This window comes from Rugamonas sp. FW305-51, assembly GCF_058786935.1.
Window position 1 is genome coordinate 1 of the sequence record NZ_JBYSZG010000016.1, and the last position, 19,443, is coordinate 19,443.

Here is a 19,443-nt window from a genome sequence, read left to right on the forward strand (position 1 = left end):
GCCGTCGTATCGAGCGTGACCAGGATGCTGCTGGTAGTCGTGCTGCCACCGCCGTTGGTGGCCACCGCCGTGATGGTGTTCGGCCCTTCATTCAGCGGTACCGACGCATTGAAGGTGGTGCCGCTAAGGACGGTGGCGATGCCATTGAGCGTGACTTGCGCGGCCGGATCGCCAACTTTGCCGGCGACGGTGATGACCGGTGTGTTCAGGTAGGCTCCGTTGGGTGGCGAAGTGAGCTCAACGCTGGTAGCCGTGCCGGTGATGGCGACATTGAGCATTTCCGAGAAAACGGTCTGCTCGTAACCGGGAAAAGTGGCGGCCACCCGGTAGCGTATTGTGCCGGGGGCGTTTTCGAGCACGGTGGTGCGCAGAGTATAGATCTTGTCGGCGGCGCTTGCGTCGCCATCGGCACCGTCATCATGCAGGGTGCCCAAGGTCGCCAGCACGACGTTATCGGCGCTCAGTTTTTGCAGGACGATGGATGAAGGCGCCGCGTCAGATTCGACCTGGACACTGACCAGGCCTGAGGCTGCAGTCCCTGCCGGCGTGCTGCCCGGGCTGAAACTGGGCGCCTTGAGCGCCGGAACGGCCGCTGCAGGCATCACCGAGAGCACGATGGGCGCGGACATGGTGCGTTTCAGTTCGCGTTTGTAGGCCGCCGATACCTGAAAACTGGCGTTGCCGGCGCTGGTCTCGTTTAGCGGGATATCCAATGTGTAGACCTGGTCGTTCGCCGTTGCGTCGCCCTGCATGCCATCGTCGTGCAGCAAGCCGACAACGGCTTGTATGCTGCCATCCGCATTGAGCCGTTGCACGTTGGCGCTGCCCGTAATGTAATTCGGGTCGCTAATCGTGACGGTGATCTTGACGGTGGCGGGTGCGCCGGCCTTGATGCTGGCCGGGCTCATTTCAGGAATGCCGAGACTTCCTGCCGATGCCCGACCCGCCAGCAAAGTCCCGATAAATGTCGCCAACACCATCGCTGTATGGATTGCTCGCATACTCGCTCCTTCACACGCCTGTAGCTGACAGGCGGCGCAATGTCTGGTTCAGTCGATGGGCATACGCCCGGGGGAGGAAATGCCTTCAGCGGCGGCGTGGCCTGGCGTGGCGTCGCCAAGCCAGGGCCAGCCCGGTCAGCACAAGCGCGAACGTGCCTGGCACCGGCAGTGCCGTGGTGGAGGTGATGGTCGTCAGGTCATCCAGCACCAGTGAGCTTCCGCCATTCGAGGCGCCGATCACCACCCGGGCAATCTGGTCTCCCGGACTGCTGACGGTGAGCAGTTCGTTCGGGATGCTGCCCGCATCGCCCGTGCCATCCGCCAGATTCGTGAGGTAGGCGGAAGTGGCGGTCGCCAGCAGATTGTCGTTGCGGTCATATGCCCAGAGTGTCAGTCCGTCCAGGTAGGTGAAATATCCCGATACGCTATGGGCCAGGGTATTGAACGAGATGCGCATGGGGCCGCCATCGTCGAAGACGGCGCCATCGCCAGAGTGCGGCGGGAAGGAAAATTCGTTCAGGCTGTACCCGGCCTTCAGTACGGTCGCGTTGGTGAAGCTGATTCCGCTGTACTGGCTGGTCAGGCTGGCGCCGTCCGTGAAGGCGTCGAAATCGTAAGTGATCGTGGTAGCCAATGCGAGGGAAATGCCGCTTACCCAGCACACTCCAGTTGCGATGAATTTCAGTGCGTACCGCTTGAATGAATTCATACCGCGCTCCCTTATGGTCGTTTTCAGACGGCGAGATGCGAAACGAAGTTGTGCAGGCAAAAGATGGCCGTAGCCCTGTTGTTCAGGGCGCGTTAATGCGAATGCGAAACGATAGTTCGTGGCCGGGAAACCTGGGCCGGATCAGCAATATTGATTCAGTGTAAGCAGGACGCTCTGCGCAACATTGAGATAGAACAGAGATTGATAATGTGATCATTCACGTATTTTTAATCTCAGCAAGATGCTATTCTGTGGCCCCTGGCTTTGGCCTGCTGACGCTGGTCTCAGCAGCCATATAAAGCATCAAGCGAAAATTATTAGAGTTCGAACATGTCCCATACCCGATCGGCCAATTTTCGCCGCGCGACCGCGCAAGACATTCCCGCCATGTCGAAGATTCGGCTGGCTGTGCGCGAAAACGTTCTTTCCGATCCGAGCCGGATTACCCAAAAAATGTATGAAGATTATCTGGACTTGCTCGGACGAGGTTGGGTCGCGGAAATCGATGGGGTTATTGCGGGATTTTGCTATGCAAACAAGACCAATGCGTCAATCTGGGCCCTGTTCATGTCGCCGGAATATGAAGGACGAGGGCTCGCCAGGCAATTGCTGAATATGGCTGTTGATTGGCTCTTCGAACAAGGCCACGAGATCGTTCGGTTGAGTACCGGTTCCGGTACGAGGGCGGACCGGTTCTATGCCGCGCAGGGGTGGACGCTGGAACGCATCGAAGGGAACGATACCTATTATCTACTGGTGAATTGCAACGTGACCGCCCAGGCTGCGGCTTAGAACGCTTGCAAGAGCTGGCAGAGGCCAAGCGCAGACCAACATCGAAATTTACAAGACGCTCTCAATGAACAACGGCTCGGCCAACGTCGGCTTTATGGACGAGCCTGTGTCGGATTGTTGGCATTGACTCCGCTAGGAAGTTAGCGCAGCGCCGCGTTGATGCGGGCCAGCGCTTGCGATCCCGGGCACAGCACGGCCTCATCCAGCGTATTGAGCGGCCGCAGCGACGTGTTCAGGTGGCTGTGCATATCCTCCGGCGAGGGATCGATGTGCAGCAGGCCTGTCACCACTTCGCCTTCGGCCTGGCGCTGGTACAGGTAGTTGATGGCGGCGATGCGGTCGTGCACGTCGAATTCGGCCTGCAGCGTGCGCAGGCGCAGCACGCTGCCGTCGTGCTGCAGCACTTCCTGCACCGTGCCGGGCGTGAACTGGCCCGTCAGTTCTTCCGCATGGGGCACGAAGTCGACCCGGTTGACGGCCTCGTTGTGCTCGCGCACGTAGTCGTAGCTCTTGGTCGAGCCGGGGTGGTTGTTGAAGGCCACGCAGGGCGAAATGACGTCGATGAACGCCGCGCCCTGGTGCATGAAGGCGCCTTCTATCATGGGCACCAGCTGTTCCTTGTTGCCGGAAAAGCCGCGCGCCACATAGCTCACGCCCAGTTGCAGCGCCAGCGCCGCCAAGTCCACCGGCGAGTCGCTGTTGACCACGCCCCGCTTGGAGCGCGAGCCCTGGTCGGCCGTGGCCGAGAACTGGCCCTTGGTCAGCCCGTACACGCCGTTGTTCATGACGATGTAGACCATGTTGACGGCGCGCCGCATGCTGTGCACGAACTGCCCCAGGCCGATGGAGGCCGAGTCGCCGTCGCCCGAGACGCCCAGGTAGATCAAATCGCGGTTGGCCAGGTTGGCACCCGTCAGTACGGACGGCATGCGCCCGTGCACCGTGTTGAAGCCGTGCGAGCCGCCCAGGAAATAGGTGGGCGACTTGGACGAGCAGCCTATGCCCGACAGCTTGGCCACCCGGTGCGGTTCGATGGCCAGGTTGTAGCAGGCCTGGATGATGGCCGCCGAGATGGAGTCATGCCCGCAGCCGGCGCACAGAGTGGACATGGCGCCTTCGTAGTCGCGCCGCGTGTAGCCCAGCCGGTTGGCCTTCAGTTCCGGGTGGTGCAGCTTGGGTTTGGCCAGATAGCTCATTGCGCCACCTTCTTGATGGGGGTGACCTTGCGGGAGTCGAGCCGGGCGCCGATGGCGTCGGCAATGAAGCGCGCCGTGATCGGCGTGCCGTCGTAGTGCAGCACGGGCAGCAGCTTGGCCGCGTTCAGGTTGCCTTCGAGGATGAGCATGCCGCGCAGCTGGGCGTCGGCGTTCTGCTCGACGACGAACACGTGTTCGTGGGCGGCGATGAAGTCCATCACGGCGGCGCTGAACGGGTAGGCGCGGATGCGCAGCGCGTCCACGTGCTGGGCGTCGTGCGTGAGCATGTCGAGCGCCTCCGTCATGGCCGGGCTGGTGGAGCCGAAGTACAGCACGCCGTAGCGCGTGGGCTGGGCCGCGCGGCGCTCGATGGGGGCCGGCACCAGCGTCTTGGCCGTCTCGAACTTCTTGTGCAGCCGTTCCATGTTGGCCACGTAGACCGCGCCTTCTTCGCTGTAGCGGGCGTAGCTGTCCTTGGTGGTGCCGCGCGTGAAATAGGCACCCCGTTTCGGATGGGTGCCGGGCAGGGTGCGGTAGGGGATGCCGTCGTCGTCCACGTCCAGGTAACGGCCGAAATCGCGGCCGCTTTCCAGTTCATTGAAGTGCATCACTTTGCCGCGGTCCATGCGGCGCGCGTCGTCCCACTCCAGTGGCGCGCACAGGCGCGTGTTCATGCCGATGTCGAGGTCCGTCATCATGAATACGGGCGTTTGCAGCCGGTCGGCCAGGTCCAGCGCCGTGGCGGCGAAGTCGAAGCATTCCTTGGGGTCTTCCGGGAACAGCAGCACGTGTTTGGTGTCGCCGTTGGAGGCGTAGGCGCAGGACAGGATGTCGGCCTGCTGGGTGCGCGTGGGCATGCCGGTGGACGGTCCGCCGCGCTGCACGTTGATGATGGTGGCGGGGATCTCGGCGAAGTAGGCCAGGCCGATGAACTCCGTCATCAGCGAGATGCCGGGGCCGGAAGTGGCCGTGAAGGCGCGCGCGCCGTTCCAGCCGGCGCCGATCACCATGCCGATCGAGGCCAGTTCGTCCTCGGCCTGGATGATGGCGTAGTTGTGGCGACCCGTGTCCGGGTCTTCGCGGAACTTGTGGCAGTACTTCTGGAACGCTTCGGCCAGCGAGGACGAGGGCGTGATCGGATACCAGGCGCACACGGTGGCGCCGCCATACACGCAGCCCAGCGCGGCGGCGCTGTTGCCGTCCATGAAAATGCGCTCGCCCACATTGTCGGCCCGCTGCACCTTCAGGCCCACGGCGCCGCAGTCGATGTGGGCCAGTGCGTAGTCGCGCCCCAGGTGCAGGGCCTTGACGTTGGAGTCGTACAGCTTTTCCTTGCCCTTGTACTGCTCGGAGAACAGCTGCTCCAGCACGGCCGGCTCTATGCCCAGCAGGGCCGACAGGGCGCCCACGTAGACGATGTTCTTGAACAGCTGGCGCAGCCGCACGTCCGTGTAGGCTTCGTTGCAGATCATGGTGAGCGGCATGCCGATGGCGTGCACGTCGGCGCGGAACTCGGTGGGCGGGATGGGGCGCGTGTCGTCGTAGAACAGGTAGCCGCCGGGCGTGATTTCCTTGAGGTCGGCGGCCCACGTCTGCGGGTTCATGGCCACCATCAGGTCACATCCGCCGCGCCGGCCCAGATAGCCGGCCTCGCTCACGCGCACCTCGTACCAGGTCGGCATGCCCTGTATGTTGGACGGGAAGATGTTGCGGGGGCTGACGGGCACGCCCATGCGCAGGATGGCGCGCGCGAACAGTTCGTTGGCCGAGGCGGAGCCGGAGCCGTTGACGTTGGCGAACTTGACGACGAAATCGTTGACGGCTTGCAGTGCAGGCGGCATGGTTGCTCCTAAGTGGCTCCTAACCGATCTGGCGCAGCGGCGCGGTGGGTTGCGGGCGGCAGGCCGGGCCGGCGCGGCCGGGCGAGAAGAAGAATTTCTGCATGTCCCAGGCGCCCGTGGGGCAGCGTTCGGCGCACAGGCTGCAGTGCAGGCACACGTCTTCGTCCTTGACCATGATGCGGCCCGTCTTCAGGTTACCGGACACGAACAGCGATTGCGCCAGGTTCAGGGCCGGCGCCTTGAGCCGCTCGCGCAGTTCGCCTTCCTCGCCGTTCTCGACGAAGCTGATGCAGTCCATGGGGCAGATGTCGACGCAGGCGTCGCACTCGATGCACAGGCTGTCCGAGAACACGGTCTGCACGTCACAGTTCAGGCAGCGCCGCGCTTCCTTCAGGGCCAGCTGCTGGTCGTAGCCCAGTTCCACCTCGACCCGGATGTTCTTCAGTGCCGCGCTCACGTCGCGCAGCGGCACCTTGAAGCGGTGGTCGGGCGTGACGGCATTGTCGAAGCTCCACTCGTGGATGCCCATCTTCTGGCTCAGCAAATGGACCATGGGCGGCGGGCGCTGGCGCAAGTCCTCGCCGTTGCAGAACTTGTCGATGGAGACGGCCGCCGCGTGGCCGTGGGCCACGGCCGTGATGATGTTCTTGGGCCCGAAGGCGGCGTCGCCGCCGAAGAACACGCGCGCCGCGCTGGACTGGAAGGTGACGGGATCGACCACCGGCATGCCATGCTCGTCGAAGGCCAGGCCGATGTCGCGCTCTATCCACGGGAAGGCGTTTTCCTGGCCCACGGCCACCAGCACGTCGTCGCAGGGGACGAAGCGTTCCGGCTCGCCCGTGGGCTTGAGCGTGCGCCGGCCGGCGCTGTCGGTGCTGGCCGCCATCGCTTCGAACTGCATGCCGCACAGCTTGCCGTTATCGAGCACGAAGGCCTTGGGCGCCAGGTAGTTGAGGATGGTCACGCCCTCGTGCTGGGCGTCTTCCTTTTCCCACGGGCTGGCCTTCATTTCGTCGAAGCCGGAACGGACGATCACGCTCACCTGTTCGCCGCCCAGGCGCTTGGCCGAGCGGCAGCAGTCCATGGCCGTGTTGCCGCCGCCCAGCACGATCACGCGCCGGCCTATGCCCTGCACGTGGCCGAACGAGACGGACGACAGCCAGTCGATGCCGATGTGGATGTTGGGCGCCGCCTCGGCCCGCCCCGGCAGCGGCAGGTCGCGCCCGCGCGGGGCGCCGCAGCCGACGAACACGGCGTCGTAGCCCTGGGCCAGCAGCGACTGCAGGCTGGCGATGCGCTGGCCGCCGCGCAGTTCCACGCCCAGGTCCAGGATGTAGCCCGTTTCCTCGTCGATCACTTCCTCGGGCAGGCGGAACTTGGGGATCTGGCTGCGGATAAAGCCGCCGGCCTTGGCCTCGGAGTCGTACACCGTCACCTGGTAACCCTGCACGGCCAGGTCGCGCGCCACCGTCAGCGAGGCCGGGCCCGCGCCCACGCAGGCCACGCGGCGGCCGTTGCGCGGCGCCGGCTGGGGCAGGCGGTCGCGGATGTCGTCCTTGTAGTCGGCCGCCACCCGTTTCAGGCGGCAGATGGCCACCGGCTGCTTGCCGGCCTCATCCTCCACGCGGCTGCGGCGGCAGGCCGGCTCGCACGGGCGGTCGCAGGTACGCCCCAGCACGCCGGGGAAGACGTTCGATTCCCAGTTGACGAGGTAGGCGTCCGAGTAGCGGCCGGCGGCGATCAGGCGGATATATTCGGGAACGGGGGTGTGGGCCGGACAGGCCCACTGGCAATCGACCACCTTGTGGAAGTAGTCGGGGCTGACGATGTCGGTAGGTCGCAAGAGCTCCTCCAGATGGCCGCGCGGGCCGGGGTCAACTAAGCACGTTGGTAAATTGCTGGTCGATCAGGTCGGCCATGGTTTCCGCTTCCATCAGTTCGCGCGGCATGGCGTCGCGGATGGAAAACACGCCCAGCAGCTGCGAGGTGGCGGAGATCACGGGCAGGTGGCGGAAGTTATGCCGCTTCATGATCAGCACCGCGTCCGACACCGTGGTCTGGGGCGCGATGAAGTGCGGGTTGTGGGTCATGATGGCCGACACGGGCGTAGCGGCGGCGTCGCGGCGCTGGGCCACGATCTTGGTCATCAGGTCGCGCTCGGTCAGGATGCCCACCATGGCGCCGCTGTCGTCGATGATGAGGATGCTGCCGCAATGGGCCTTGGTCATGGCGCAGGCAGCGTCCAGGCTGCTGGCGTCCGGCTTGACGGTCAGCACGTGGCGCTGGCCGATCGATTCCAACACGGTGCGTTCAGTCATGACATCCCTCCCTGGTTGCGGCCGGGCGGGGGGCGCGGCGCGCACCCCGCCCATCCGTTCATGCGCCGCCGGCCGGTTCGGCCACGGGCCGCTGGTCGGCCGTGGCAAGGCTGGCCACGTGGGCGCCGTAGCCGGCGTCCGTCACCACGGCCGTCAGCGCGGCGGCGCTGGTCTGGCCCGGATCGAACGTGATCTCGGCGCGGGCGCCGTCCAGCGTCACGGCGGCCGTCTGCACGCCCGCCACACCGTATAACATTTTTTCGATACTGGCGGCGCAGCCGCCGCAGGTCATGCCTTCGATTTCCAGGGCCACGGTTTCCATGCTCTGCTCCAATGGGTTGAAATACGCGCGGGATACGGCATGGCATTGCTTTGCGGAAAATCAGGCGCGCTGCAAAACCTGGCTTCCCGTGGCGGCAACGGCGGTCTGCAGTTGGACTGTAGACCCATGCGCGTTCCTTAATCTTTGATAAAGCTCAAGTTACTCCAAAACGGGGCGCGGGGCAATCCTCTTGCACCGTTGGCGGGACCGGCGACGGAAAACAGGCATGGACAGTTGGGGCCGCGGCCCCCAGCGATAGCGCAGCGCCAGCCCGACGGCGAAAAAAAAGGCCGGTCTGGCTTGCGCCGGACCGGCCATGTTCACGCGACCGCCGTCTCAGGGAACAGGAGCGATGTTGAGACTGCCGATGGTGGTGATGCCGTTAGGCGTGGTCACCGAGATGTTAAATACGCCGGAGGCCGTGGCGCTTGGGCAGCTGACGCTCACGTTGTAGGTCGGCACCACCACCGGTTGTCCCACGGCCAGCACGAGGTTGGGGACCTTGAGGGAGGCCGGCGTGACGACGGGCGGCTTATCGGTCATGCCGAAAGTGGCGCTGAAGACCAGTTCGGTGCCCGCTGGCATCAGATTGCCGACCACGTCAGCCACCTTCACCGCGACATTGGCGGCCAGGTTGCTACCGCAGCTGGCCGTGGCCGGGAAGGTGATCACGGCGGCACTGCCGGAGAACTGCTCGACCAGCTGGCCGCTGATGCGCAGCGTTTGCGCGCTCGGCGTCTGTGGTATGCGCAATACGCCATTGTAGATGCCGTCGCCTGGCGTGCTGCAAGCGCCGTTGCTGTTGGGGCCTATGCAGGGTTCACCGGCCGTCCAAATAAAGTTTTCGTTATCGTCACGGAAAATGTCGGGACTCTTGTCGACGAATGTATCACCGCTGTCATAAACAATGTTGCCGTTGTTGTCGAGCAGGTTTTCTTCGCCGAGCGCATAGGCGAGGACGGTGACACGGCCGTTGGCGGGCCGGGGGCTGCCGGAGCGGAATTCCACGGTGCAGCTGCCGGAACCGGGGCCAACGGCGGAGTTGGTGGTCTGGCCGACGGGCGTGCTGCCCGGCGGCGGCAGCGCGCCGGTCACACAGGACGCGCCTATGGTGCCACCTTCGGCGCTGAAGTTGACTGCCGTGCCGTCGGGCACGGGATTGCCGAAATGGTCGCCCATGCTGACGGTGATAAAGGAGCAGTGCTGATCGAAATCGCGGCCTTCGCAATTGCCGATCGACGAGGACAGCGAGAAGTGCGCCTGGTCCGGTACGCCCGTGGAAATGACCAGGATATTGGACAGCGTGGTAATCATCGGCGAAGCGCCATGTACGGAAGCGACTACCCGGACCGAAGTGGGAATGGTCCCTGCAGTCACCAGCGTGGTTACCGTACCATCGGCCGCCGACGTCGCCGATGCCGGACTGAGGGTCAGACCACCGACCGTGTCGCTGGTGCCGGAGTCGGCGAACATGAAGTCGATCAGCTTGCCGGACACGGGCGCGCCGGTCGTATCGAACACCTGGAACGTCACGGTCGACGATTCCTGCCGGCCAAAGCCGCCCGTGCCCTTGAGCGCGATATTGGTGCTCTGCGCGCTGACGAACTTGATCGAGCCGGCCGAGGCGGGCAGCACCGTCAGGGTACCGGTCTTGGTGGCCGTGGCGCTGCCCAGCGTGACGGAGGCCGTCACCACGTCGGCCACGCCGCAACCCTTGTCCGTGTAGCTGGCCACAGCCACCCCGGCCTGGGTCAGTACGGGACTGCCGATGCTGGCCTTGCCGGCCGTCACGCAGGGCGAACTGAAGGTGACGGGCAGCGGCGGCGTGTACGGCACGCCGTCGCTGAGCACGGTCACGCTGATGCTGGCGTTGCCGCCGGCCGAGAGCGTGGCCGGCGCGAACGTCAGGCTGTTCAGGCTGAGCGTCTTGAACGTGACGGCATAGCTGACCGAGCCGGTGGCAACGCTACCGACCGTGGCGCTGGCCGTGGCCGTGTAGGCGCCGGCCACGCTGCCGGCCCCCACGCCGATGCTGGCCACGCCGTTGCTGTCGGTCAGCGCCGTGCCGGAGGCGGGCGTCAGCACGGCCGTCTTGTCGGTGGTGACAAAGGTCACGGCCACGTTGGCCTGGGCCACGCCCTTGCTGTCCTTGATCTTGGCCTGCAGGGTGCCGCTGCGTTCAGGCGTGATGCTGTTGGTGGCCGCGCCGGTGCCGTCGGTGAGCGTCAGGGCCAGCGTGGCCGCGCCTGTCGTGCTGCCGTTGCCGCTGGTCGAGCCGCAGGACGGCAGGTTGGGGTCGCGCGACGGGTCCAGGTTGGTGCAGCCGCCGCCGGGGCCGCCGTTCGAGCCGCCGCAGGCGGCCAGCAGCAGGGCCAGCAGGCAGGCCAGCAGCAGTCCGGCAGGAGTACGTTTCAGTGTGATGAGCATGAGCCACCTCTAGTTGTTTTAAAAATGTGTGCCGTTCCGGTCAGCGCGTCGTATCGACGGCTGCGAAGCGCGCGCCATCCTGCAGTTGTTCGGCCTGGGCCAGTTGCGACGGCGCATCCTTGCCCAGCAGCAGACGCACATCGGCATGGTTCAGCGAGGCCGACTGCTGGAGGTACGTGCGGCCGGGCAGGGCGCTTTGCAGGCTGGCAGCCTGGGCCGCGAAACCGGGGCGGTACTGGATCACGCTGGCCTGCTGGTGGAACGGGCGCGCGTTGCTGATGCGCGAAGCCAGGATGCCCAGCTTGCCCAGCACGGAACGATAGCGCTTGGCCAGGCCCGTGACACCGTTGCCGTTGCTGATTTCCAGGCGCGGCGTGGTGGTGGCCGGGACGGCGGCCGGCGCCAGTGCCAGCACGGGTGCCATGGCGGCCGGCTTGGCAACGACGGCCGGCGCGGGCGCTGCGGCGTAAGTAGCAGGCTTGGCCGCCGCTGCCGGGGCCGGCGCAGCGGCGACTGCTACCGGTTGCGGCGCAGGTACAGGAGCGGGGTCCGGGGCGACGGTCACCGGCTCGGCTGTTGCCGCCAGGGCCGGCGCAGCGGCGACTGCCACCGGTTGCGGCGCTGGTGCAGGAGCGGGGACCGGGGCGACGGTCACTGGCTCGGCCGTTGCCGTCAGGGCCGGCGCAGCGGCGACTAGCACCGGTTGCGGCGCTGGTGCAGGAGCGGGGTCCGGGGCGACGGTCACTGGCTCGGCCGTTGCCGCCAGGGCCGGCGCAGCAGCGATTGCCACCGGTTGGGGCGCTGGTGCAGGAGCGGCGGCCGGGACGACGGAAACTGGCTTGGCCGCTGCTGCCGGGGCCGGCGCAGCAGCAATTGCTACCGGATGCGGCGGCGGTTCAGGAGCCGCGGGCGGGATGGCGGTAGCCGGCCGGGCCGTTACGGCCGGGGCGGGCGCAATCGCAACCGCTTGTGGTGTGAGTGCAGGAGCCGGGGCAACGGCCACTGGCTTGGCCGCTACTGCCGGTGTCGGTGCCGCGGCAAGCGCTACTGGTGTCGCCGCTGGCGCGATGCGCACCGGCGGCACGACCAGCGGCGCGGCGGCCGGCAGGGCCGGCACGGCGGCGATGGCCTGGCTGGGGCGCAGCTTGAGTTCCAGCACATTGGGCGCCAGTTCCACCAGCTCCATGCGCGAAGGCGATGCCTCCGTCGCGGCTGGCGCGGTGGTCTGGGCCATGGCGCCGGCCGGCACCGGGGCCTGGGCCGCGCCGGCCAGCAGGGCACCGGCCGGTGTGCCGTCGCGGGCCGCGGTCTGGGCCTGCACCAGGTTGTAGTAGGCGCGCCCGTTCGGATCGAGCGCCACCGCGCGCGTCAAGGTAGCGATGGCGGATGGATAGTCGCCCATCAGGTAGTACACATAACCGAGGTTGTTCAGGGGCTGCGCTTCGCCGGGATAATCGTCGGCCAGGCGCTGGAGGGCGTCGCGCGCGTCGGCCAGCCGGCCCTGCTGGGCGTCGATGGCGGCCACGGCGTTGCGGGCGTCGAGCTGGCCCCCGTCCAGCGCCAGCGACTGGGCGTAGGCGCCCAGCGCCAGGCTCAGCTGCCCCCGCTGCTGGTGGTATTTGCCCAGCCGGTACCAGCTGGCCGCGCTCTGTTCCGTGCTTTGGTTGACCCGCTGCACGCCCTGCACCTGCAACGGCTGGCGCACGGCGGGACTGCTGCAGGCGGCCAGCATGGCCGCGCCGGCGACCGCGATGACGATGGGTTTCAAGTTGGACATGATGTGCTCCTTCGATTAGTTTGAGCCGCCCATGGTGGGCAACAGCACACGGTAAATCTGGATGAACGCGGGCCCCATCAACACCACCAGCAATGAGGGGAAAATGAAGAAAATCAGGGGGAACAGCAGTTTCAGGGCGATCTTGGCGGCCATTTCCTCGGCCCGCTGGCGGCGCTTGGTGCGCAGCTGTTCCGATTGCACCCGCAGCGAGTCGGCCACGCTGGTGCCGAACCGTTCAGCCTGGATCAGCATGGCCACCAGCGCGTCCACATCCTCGACCCCGGTGCGCAGCGCCAAGTTGCGCAAGGCCCGCTCCTTGGTGTTGCCGGCCCGCAGTTCCAGCGTGACCAGATTCAGTTCGTCGGCCAGCAGCGGGCTCTTCAGGCCGATCTCGTGCGCCACCCGGCCCAGCGCCGCGTCCATGCCCAGGCCGGCCTCCACGCACACCGTCATCAGGTCCAGCGCGTCGGGGAAACCGTTGAAGATTTCGCGCTGGCGCGTCTTGATGCGCTGGTTTAGCAGCAGGTTGGGCAGGTAATAGCCGGACGCCGCCGCCACCAGCAGCCACATCAGCAGCACGTTGCCAGTATAGTGGCCGCGGGTCACGTTCAGCACGATGTAGGTGACAAAGGGCAGGGCCACGGCCAGCCCCGTCTTGGCGCCGAAGAACAGCGTGGGCGCGTTCGGGCTGCGCAGCCCGGCCGTCATGAAGCGGGTGCGCAGGGGCGACTTTTCCCACTCGCCCTCGGGCACGGACAGCTTGGCCAGCGGCCCCGTCAGCCGGATCAGGCGGGTCAGCCATGGCCCCTGGCTGGGGGCGCCGCGGGCGGCGCCGTCGGGCTGGCCGGTGCCGCCCAGCTGGTCCAGGCGCTGCTGGACCGGGTTGGCGGAAAAGCGTGCCAGCACCACCATGGCCGCGCCGAACACGGCCAGAAACAGCAGCAGCAACGTCCCCAGTTGGAGTATGGACATATCGGTTCTCCTCAGACGCGGATGCGGATGATGCGGCGCATGACGTACAGGCCGACCAGCATCAGCGAGATGGCCCCGACCAGCATTTTGCGGCCGCCCGGGTCGGTGTACAGCACGGCCAGGAACTGCGGGCTGGTCAGGTGGATCATGCCCGCCGCCGCGAACGGCAGCAGACCGAGCACCCAGGCCGACATCTTGCCCTCGGCCGACAGCACGCGGATCTGGCCCATCAGCTTCATGCGGGCCCGGATGATGGCGCTGATGTTGTCGAGCAGCTCGGCCAGGTTGCCGCCCGTCTCGCGCTGGATGGTGACGGCGATCACGAAGTAGCGCAAGTCGGTGCTGGGCACGCGGGTGGCCAGGTTGAGCAGCGCGTCCTGCATCGAGATGCCGAAGTTGACCTCGTCGAAGGCGGCGGCGAATTCGCCGGCCAGCGGTTCGCGCATCTCGTCGCCCACCATGGCCAGCGCCGTGGGGAAGGCGTGGCCGGCCCGCACGGCGCGCCCGATCAGGTCCAGCGCGTCGGGCAGTTGCTCGTCGATGCGGGCCAGGCGCTGTTCCTTGGCGCGCAGCGCGTACATCAGGGGCAGGCAGGCGGCGCCGGCCGCCAGCGGCAGCGCCAGCAGCCACGGCAGCCCCAGCCACAGGGCGCCGACCAGCACCGCCAGGAAGCACAGCAGCTGCACCCCCATCATCTCGGCCACGCTCCAGGACAGGCCGCTTTGCTCGAGCAAGCGGTCCACCTGGCGGATACGGGGCAATTCCAGCAGCAAGCGCTGCAGGGCCGGCGACTCGCTCAATAGGCGCTGCTTGATCATGGAATTGCTTTGCTGGCCCAGGTGGGCGCCGGCCGACATGGTGCGCAGGCGGCGCGCCACCCGTTCCGCCTCCGGCCCCCTGGTGCCGTTCCAGGCCAGGTACAGCGCTTCGATGCCGAGCACCACGGCCACGAAGATCAGGATGCCGAAGATGTAGTAGAGGGTGTCCATGGCGTTCAGCTCAGTTCACGGTTGGGGTCGAACATGGTGTCGTCCAGGGCCACGCCGAAGTGGCGCAACCGTTCGCAGAAGCGGGGCCGCACGCCGCTGGCCTTGAAGCTGCCCAGCACGGTGCCGATGGGGTCCAGCCCCGTCTGGCGGAAGGCGAAGATTTCCTGCATGGTGATCATGTCGCCCTCCATCCCCGTCACTTCGGAAATGGAGGTGATCTTGCGCTTGCCGTCCGTCAGGCGCGCCACCTGCACCACCACCCCGATGGCCGAGCTGATCTGCTGGCGCATGGCCTTGGACGGCAGGTTGGAGGCGGCCATGTTGATCATGTTCTCGAGCCGGGTCAGGGCGTCGCGCGGGGTGTTGGCGTGGATGGTGGCCATCGACCCTTCGTGGCCCGTGTTCATGGCCTGCAGCATGTCGAGCGCCTCGCCGCCGCGCACCTCGCCCAGGATGATGCGGTCGGGCCGCATGCGCAGCGCGTTGCGCACCAGGGCCCGCTGCGACACTTCGCCCTTGCCTTCGATGTTGGGCGGGCGCGTCTCGAGCCGCACGATGTGCGGTTGTTGCAGTTGCAGCTCGGCCGCGTCTTCCACCGTCACGATGCGCTCGCTGTGCGCGATGAAGCCGGAGATCACGTTGAGCAGCGTGGTCTTGCCCGAACCGGTGCCGCCCGAGATCAGGATGTTGACCTTGGCCTTGCCCAGGCCCTGCAGCAAGGTGCCCATGCTGCCCGTCAGGCTCTTGTACTCGACCAGGTCGGCCAGCCGCAGCGGGGTGGCGGAAAAGCGCCGGATCGACATGATGGGCCCGTCGATCGCCAGCGGCGGAATGATGGCGTTCACCCGCGAGCCGTCGGGCAGGCGGGCGTCCACCATGGGGCTGGACTCGTCGATGCGCCGCCCGACCCGGGCCACGATCTTGTCGATGATCTTCATCAGGTGGGCGTCGTCGGTGAAGGTGACGTCGGTCAGCTCGAGCCGGCCGTGGCGCTCCACATACACTTGCTTGTGGGTGTTGACCAGGATGTCGGACACGCTGGGGTCGGCCAGCAGCGGCTCGAGCGGGCCGAAGCCGAGCACCTCGTACTGGATGTCGCGCGTCAGGCTCTTGCGCTCGGCATCGTTGATGACCATGGTGCCCTCGTCGAGCAGGCGCTCGACCAGGATGCGCAGCTCGTCGCGGATCTCGTTCTGCGACAGGCGCTGCATGCCCTCCAGGTCGACCCGGTCGAGCAGGGCCTGGTGGATGCGGTGCTTGAGGTCCTGGTAGCTGCGGGTGTCGATCGAGCTGGCGCCGGGCAACACATAGGGCGCGGGTCCGAGGGCCGTGCCGCCGTTGTTGAGACGTTCCCGGATCGAGGGGGGCTGGGTGGACATGGTGATTCTCCTGGTGGAACGCGGGCCTTAGGCCCGTTTCAATATTTTGGACAGCCAGCCGCGGGTTTCCTCGCCCGGCTCGCCGGCCAGGGTGCGGGCCAGCTCCTGCAAGGCCTTGGACACGGGGCTGGCCTTGGCCAGCTGCAAGATGGGCACGCCCTGGTTGACGGAGGCGGCCGCCGCTTCATAGTGGTTGGGCACGGTCTTGAACATGCGGGTGCCGAAGGCGTCCTCGCAGTCGCTCAGGCGGATCTCGCCGCCCGGCGCGTAGCGGTTGACGATCAGGTGGATCTTGTCCTTGCGGTAGTCGAGCGAGCGGAACACGCTCAGCAGGCGCTTGCCGTCGCGGATGTAGGGCAAGGTCAGCTGCAGGATGGGGAAGATCATGTCGGCCTGGTCCAGCGCCCGCACGGACACGGCGTCCAGGCTGCGCCCGATGTCGAGCAGCACATAGTCATAGTGCTGGCGGGCCAGCTGCAGCAGCTGGCTGATGTGCTCGGGCTTGACGTCGTTGGCGTGGGCCGGGTCTTCCGGCGCGGCCAGCACGCCATAGTTGGGTGACACCTGCACCATGCTGGCGGCCAGGAACGATGGGTCGAGCCGGTGGATCTGCTGCGCCACCTGGGCCAGCGTGGCCGGCGGCTTGTGGTCCGACACGAACAGCGAGGCGTCGCCGAACTGCAGGTTGAGGTCGAACAGGGCCACCTTCTTGTTTTCCTGGGTGGCCAGCGCGTAGCCGAGGTTGGTGGCGATGAAGGTGGCGCCGCTGCCGCCCTTGCAGGAAATGAAGGCCAGTACCTTGCCCAGCGGGCGCACCCGGTTCTGCAGCTTTTCCTCGATGCGGCGCACGGCCGGCAGCAGCTGTTCCGGGTCGGCCGGGCTGGCCAGCACTTCGCGCACGCCGCTGCGCATGGCTTGCATGAGAAATTCCGGGTCCTGCTGCTGGCAGATGACGATCACGGCCAGCGTGGGATAGCCGGTGCTCAGGCGTTCGAGCTGGTCCAGGTCGGCCTCGTCCAGCGTGGGTTGGTCCAGCAGCAGCAGGTTGCTGTCGACCGGTTCCTGCAGGCGTTGCATCTTGCCCAGGATGGCGTCGATTTCGTCGGCCCCGTTGCGCTCGCGGAGCAGGCGCGACAGTTCCAGCAGTTGCTTCTCGGTTCTGGAAACGACGGTGATTTTCACGATGACTCCTGTAAATGAATAAGCGGTGGGGCGTTTACTGGCACATGGGGTTGGCGCTGCCGCCGACGGTGCTGAGCATGCTTTCGCGCGGCAGCGTGGTCGACATGGCCGGCAGCGTCAGCGCCAGCGGCACGCCCGGAATATAGGTGGCGATCGACACGCCGCTGTTGATCGAGACGGTCACGTAGCGGCAAGTGTCGACCGTGCAGCCGCCGGGCGTGTAGGTGACGGCGATGGCGCTGGTGGGCAGCACGTCGAGCATGGCGTGCATCTTGGTCTTGACGTCGGCGTCGCCCACGTCGCACACGGCCGCCACGCGCGCGCCCAGGCGGGTCGCCTCGACGGCCGTGTTCCAGTAAAACAGCATGCGGCCCATCTCCATCATGCCTATCATCAGCATCAGGAACACGGTGGCCACGATGGCGAATTCCACGGCCGTGGCGCCGCGCTGGCGGGCGCGATAGCCGATGGCGGGCGGCGTGTGGGCGGGGCGGACGCGCGGCGTTTTCATAGGATTTGCCGCATCGTGGTGCTGATGTCGTTGAACGTGACGCTGGGCGCGACGAACGGCACCAGCGACGTGAACTGATAGCCGCTGATGGTCACCGTGACCAGGTTGAGCACGCCGCTGCCGGTGGGCTGGTTCTGGTGCGTGGACGGGCAATAGCTGCTGTCGCACACGGTGACCATGGCGGTGGTCAGGCCGGGCAGCAAGGTGCCGCCGCTGCAGTCCGTGTTGCCATACACGGCCAGGCACTTGGCCGTGGCCAGGTCGGCGGGATCGCCCGGCCCCTGGCCGGACAGGAAGCGTGCCGCGTCGCGGCTCGATTTGACCAGCGTGTTGTACTGGTAGACGGCGCGGCCGTACTCGCTGGTGCCAAAGGTCAGCAGTACCAGCGGCACCAGCAGAATGCCCAGTTCCACACTGGCTACGCCACGTTGTTTGCGCAGGATTCGCATGCCTGATCTCCTATTGCACCAGCGCCGGTACCAGCGGCCCAATGGCGCCCGGACCGCCGACGACGCCGGAGGTGGCGCAGGGGCTGGACGGGTCGGTCGACTTGCCGCGGTATTCGAGCCAGGTGTTGCCGTCGCTGCCGGGGATGGGGTGCAGCATCAGCACGCAGGCGTAGCCCAGGATGGGCACCGTCTGCGGACTGGACGCGGCCCAGGAGGTGCAATCGACCAGCGGCGCCGTCACCAGGCGGCGGTCGGCGCCGTAGGTGGTCAGGTCGGCCTGGTTCGACAGCTGCAGGCCGCCCATGCTGACGTTGGTGCCGTTGCTGTTGTTCGCGCCGTTGCCCTGCCAGAGCAGGTGCTGGTTGCGCGCGCTCTGGAAATTGGCGATCGGTCCGCTGCCGCCGTAGGCGTTGAACTTGCTGGGCCAGCTCAAAGGCGTGTAGGCCAGCCCCGTGTAATCGGGCGCCGCGTTGGTCTTGTTGTCGCTGCCGTGGTAGAGGCCGAAGCGCGTGTTCCACGCGTGGTCGAGGCTGGTGAGGTTGCCCTGCTCGCCCACCTGGGTGGGCGGCGGCGGCACGCTGCAGGCGCCCGTGCCCTTGATCAAGCCCGCCAGTTCGCTGGCGCCGCCGCCCGGCGGCGTGAAGTCGATCCAGTCGAAGCTGCCGGTGGCCGCCTGGCTCAGCTGGCTGCTGACCCACTGGCCCACGACCAGGCCGGCGAACGGATCGCTGGCCGGCGCGCTGGGCAGCTTGCACATGCCGATCGGGATGGCGCAGTTGGCCTGCGCCGACGCCAGCGTGGCCACCGCGTAGGCGTCCACGCTTTGCGTGCCGATGCCCAGCACTTGCATGAACCATGGCAGGATGCCGCTCTGGTGGGGCGAGCACATCACGTATTTCGACGCCGGATTGGCCCCGTTGGCGCGCGACAGATAGCTGGAATTGGGCGCGAAGCTGGTGCTGAACGTGATGTCGGCTGCGCTCAGCTGGCCGGCGCCGACGGTATTGGCCTGGAAATCGATGCGGTTCAGCCTGCCCACGGTCAAGCCGGCATTCTCCGCGTTGAGCAGATAGCTGGCGTTGCAGGGACCGGCGGCCGGGTCGCAGGTCAGTTCGCGCGAGGCGGCCAGCGCGCAGGCGTCGGCCGCGTTCTGCAATTCCGTCTTGTGCAGGTACAGGCGGCCGCCGTCCAGCGCCAGGCCGGCGAAGCCGATCAGGATCGGCAGCGCGATGGCGGCGATGATGGCCACCGTGCCGCGCTGGCTGTTCAGGTAGGGGATGCGCATGATGCCTGCTCCTGGTGCGCCTACTTGCCGCCCGAACTGAGGCCGATGGAGAAGGCCGCCGGCTGCGGTTCCGGCGCCCGGTAGCTCTTCTGGTACTGGTCGTAGGCGCTCTTGACCACCTTGCCGTCCACGCCGGCGCTGGGGTTGCCGGGCAAGCCTTGCGGATTGATGGTCTGCTGGGCCTGCATCATGCGGTTGGCCTGGCCGAACTGGCTGTCCAGGTAGGGCGTGGTGGCGCAGGCGCCCAGCAGCAGGGCGGCGCTTGCGGCGCAGAAGGTGTTTTTCATGGTGGT

General features: G+C 66.6%; 18 protein-coding genes. 1 reads left to right on the top strand and 17 read right to left on the bottom strand.

All coding sequences use genetic code 11. From position 1 onward, the window contains the following. Nucleotides 1-1,001 (bottom strand): choice-of-anchor X domain-containing protein (locus AC3WOS_RS13055; RefSeq protein WP_492716389.1); only part of this gene is annotated, 1,001 nt, incomplete at its 3' end. 85 nt (nucleotides 1,002-1,086) lie between these two features. Further along, entirely contained in the window at nucleotides 1,087-1,710 is a 624-nt protein-coding gene (locus AC3WOS_RS13060) for a hypothetical protein (RefSeq protein ID WP_492716390.1), read from the bottom strand. A 330-nt stretch (nucleotides 1,711-2,040) separates the two neighbouring features. On the opposite strand from AC3WOS_RS13060, the gene AC3WOS_RS13065 reads away from it, so the two are divergent. Then, nucleotides 2,041-2,502: a GNAT family N-acetyltransferase gene (locus tag AC3WOS_RS13065; RefSeq protein WP_492716391.1), complete on the top strand. Its 462-nt coding sequence runs from the start codon at nucleotides 2,041-2,043 to the stop codon at nucleotides 2,500-2,502. Between the two features lie 140 nt (nucleotides 2,503-2,642). Here AC3WOS_RS13065 and AC3WOS_RS13070 read toward each other — a convergent pair whose 3' ends face one another. The 15 genes from AC3WOS_RS13070 to AC3WOS_RS13140 form a co-directional block, all read right to left on the bottom strand. Then, nucleotides 2,643-3,698, bottom strand: a complete 1,056-nt coding sequence (locus AC3WOS_RS13070; RefSeq protein WP_492716392.1) for a 2-oxoacid:ferredoxin oxidoreductase subunit beta — start codon at nucleotides 3,696-3,698, stop codon at nucleotides 2,643-2,645. After that, a complete protein-coding gene (locus tag AC3WOS_RS13075; RefSeq protein WP_492716393.1) occupies nucleotides 3,695-5,539 on the bottom strand; it encodes a 2-oxoacid:acceptor oxidoreductase subunit alpha in 1,845 nt (614 codons plus the stop codon). The genes AC3WOS_RS13070 and AC3WOS_RS13075 overlap by 4 nt, the downstream gene beginning before the upstream one ends. 19 nt (nucleotides 5,540-5,558) lie before the next feature. Continuing rightward, a complete protein-coding gene (locus tag AC3WOS_RS13080; protein ID WP_492716394.1) occupies nucleotides 5,559-7,382 on the bottom strand; it encodes an FAD-dependent oxidoreductase in 1,824 nt (607 codons plus the stop codon). A 31-nt stretch (nucleotides 7,383-7,413) separates the two neighbouring features. After that, on the bottom strand, nucleotides 7,414-7,857 hold the full coding sequence (locus tag AC3WOS_RS13085; RefSeq protein WP_492716395.1) for a CBS domain-containing protein: 444 nt from the start codon (nucleotides 7,855-7,857) through the stop codon (nucleotides 7,414-7,416). A 58-nt stretch (nucleotides 7,858-7,915) separates the two neighbouring features. Beyond that, nucleotides 7,916-8,179 carry a heavy-metal-associated domain-containing protein gene (locus AC3WOS_RS13090; RefSeq protein WP_492716396.1) on the bottom strand — a complete coding sequence of 88 codons (264 nt, stop codon included), beginning with the start codon at nucleotides 8,177-8,179 and terminating at the stop codon, nucleotides 7,916-7,918. Between the two features lie 336 nt (nucleotides 8,180-8,515). Beyond that, the gene (locus tag AC3WOS_RS13095) at nucleotides 8,516-10,606 is read right to left on the bottom strand and encodes an Ig-like domain-containing protein (RefSeq protein ID WP_492716397.1); all 2,091 of its coding nucleotides are present in this window, start codon (nucleotides 10,604-10,606) and stop codon (nucleotides 8,516-8,518) included. A 40-nt stretch (nucleotides 10,607-10,646) separates the two neighbouring features. After that, nucleotides 10,647-12,383: a tetratricopeptide repeat protein gene (locus tag AC3WOS_RS13100; RefSeq protein WP_492716398.1), complete on the bottom strand. Its 1,737-nt coding sequence runs from the start codon at nucleotides 12,381-12,383 to the stop codon at nucleotides 10,647-10,649. 15 nt (nucleotides 12,384-12,398) lie between these two features. Beyond that, nucleotides 12,399-13,355, bottom strand: a complete 957-nt coding sequence (locus tag AC3WOS_RS13105; protein WP_492716399.1) for a type II secretion system F family protein — start codon at nucleotides 13,353-13,355, stop codon at nucleotides 12,399-12,401. Nucleotides 13,356-13,366: 11 nt separating this feature from the next. Beyond that, nucleotides 13,367-14,344 carry a type II secretion system F family protein gene (locus AC3WOS_RS13110; RefSeq protein ID WP_492716401.1) on the bottom strand — a complete coding sequence of 326 codons (978 nt, stop codon included), beginning with the start codon at nucleotides 14,342-14,344 and terminating at the stop codon, nucleotides 13,367-13,369. 5 nt (nucleotides 14,345-14,349) lie between these two features. Further along, complete coding sequence (locus tag AC3WOS_RS13115; RefSeq protein WP_492716402.1) at nucleotides 14,350-15,723, bottom strand: TadA family conjugal transfer-associated ATPase; 1,374 nt, start codon at nucleotides 15,721-15,723, stop codon at nucleotides 14,350-14,352. Nucleotides 15,724-15,750: 27 nt separating this feature from the next. Continuing rightward, nucleotides 15,751-16,905: a CpaE/TadZ family protein gene (locus AC3WOS_RS13120; RefSeq protein ID WP_492716403.1), complete on the bottom strand. Its 1,155-nt coding sequence runs from the start codon at nucleotides 16,903-16,905 to the stop codon at nucleotides 15,751-15,753. 34 nt (nucleotides 16,906-16,939) lie between these two features. Next, nucleotides 16,940-17,416: a TadE/TadG family type IV pilus assembly protein gene (locus AC3WOS_RS13125; RefSeq protein ID WP_492716404.1), complete on the bottom strand. Its 477-nt coding sequence runs from the start codon at nucleotides 17,414-17,416 to the stop codon at nucleotides 16,940-16,942. Then, the gene (locus AC3WOS_RS13130) at nucleotides 17,413-17,865 is read right to left on the bottom strand and encodes a TadE/TadG family type IV pilus assembly protein (RefSeq protein WP_492716405.1); all 453 of its coding nucleotides are present in this window, start codon (nucleotides 17,863-17,865) and stop codon (nucleotides 17,413-17,415) included. The genes AC3WOS_RS13125 and AC3WOS_RS13130 overlap by 4 nt, the downstream gene beginning before the upstream one ends. Before the next feature lie 10 nt (nucleotides 17,866-17,875). After that, nucleotides 17,876-19,150, bottom strand: coding sequence for a pilus assembly protein TadG-related protein (locus AC3WOS_RS13135; protein WP_492716406.1), 1,275 nt, complete (start codon nucleotides 19,148-19,150; stop codon nucleotides 17,876-17,878). A gap of 20 nt (nucleotides 19,151-19,170) precedes the next feature. Further along, entirely contained in the window at nucleotides 19,171-19,437 is a 267-nt protein-coding gene (locus AC3WOS_RS13140) for a hypothetical protein (protein ID WP_492716407.1), read from the bottom strand. Nucleotides 19,438-19,443 lie beyond the last annotated feature (6 nt).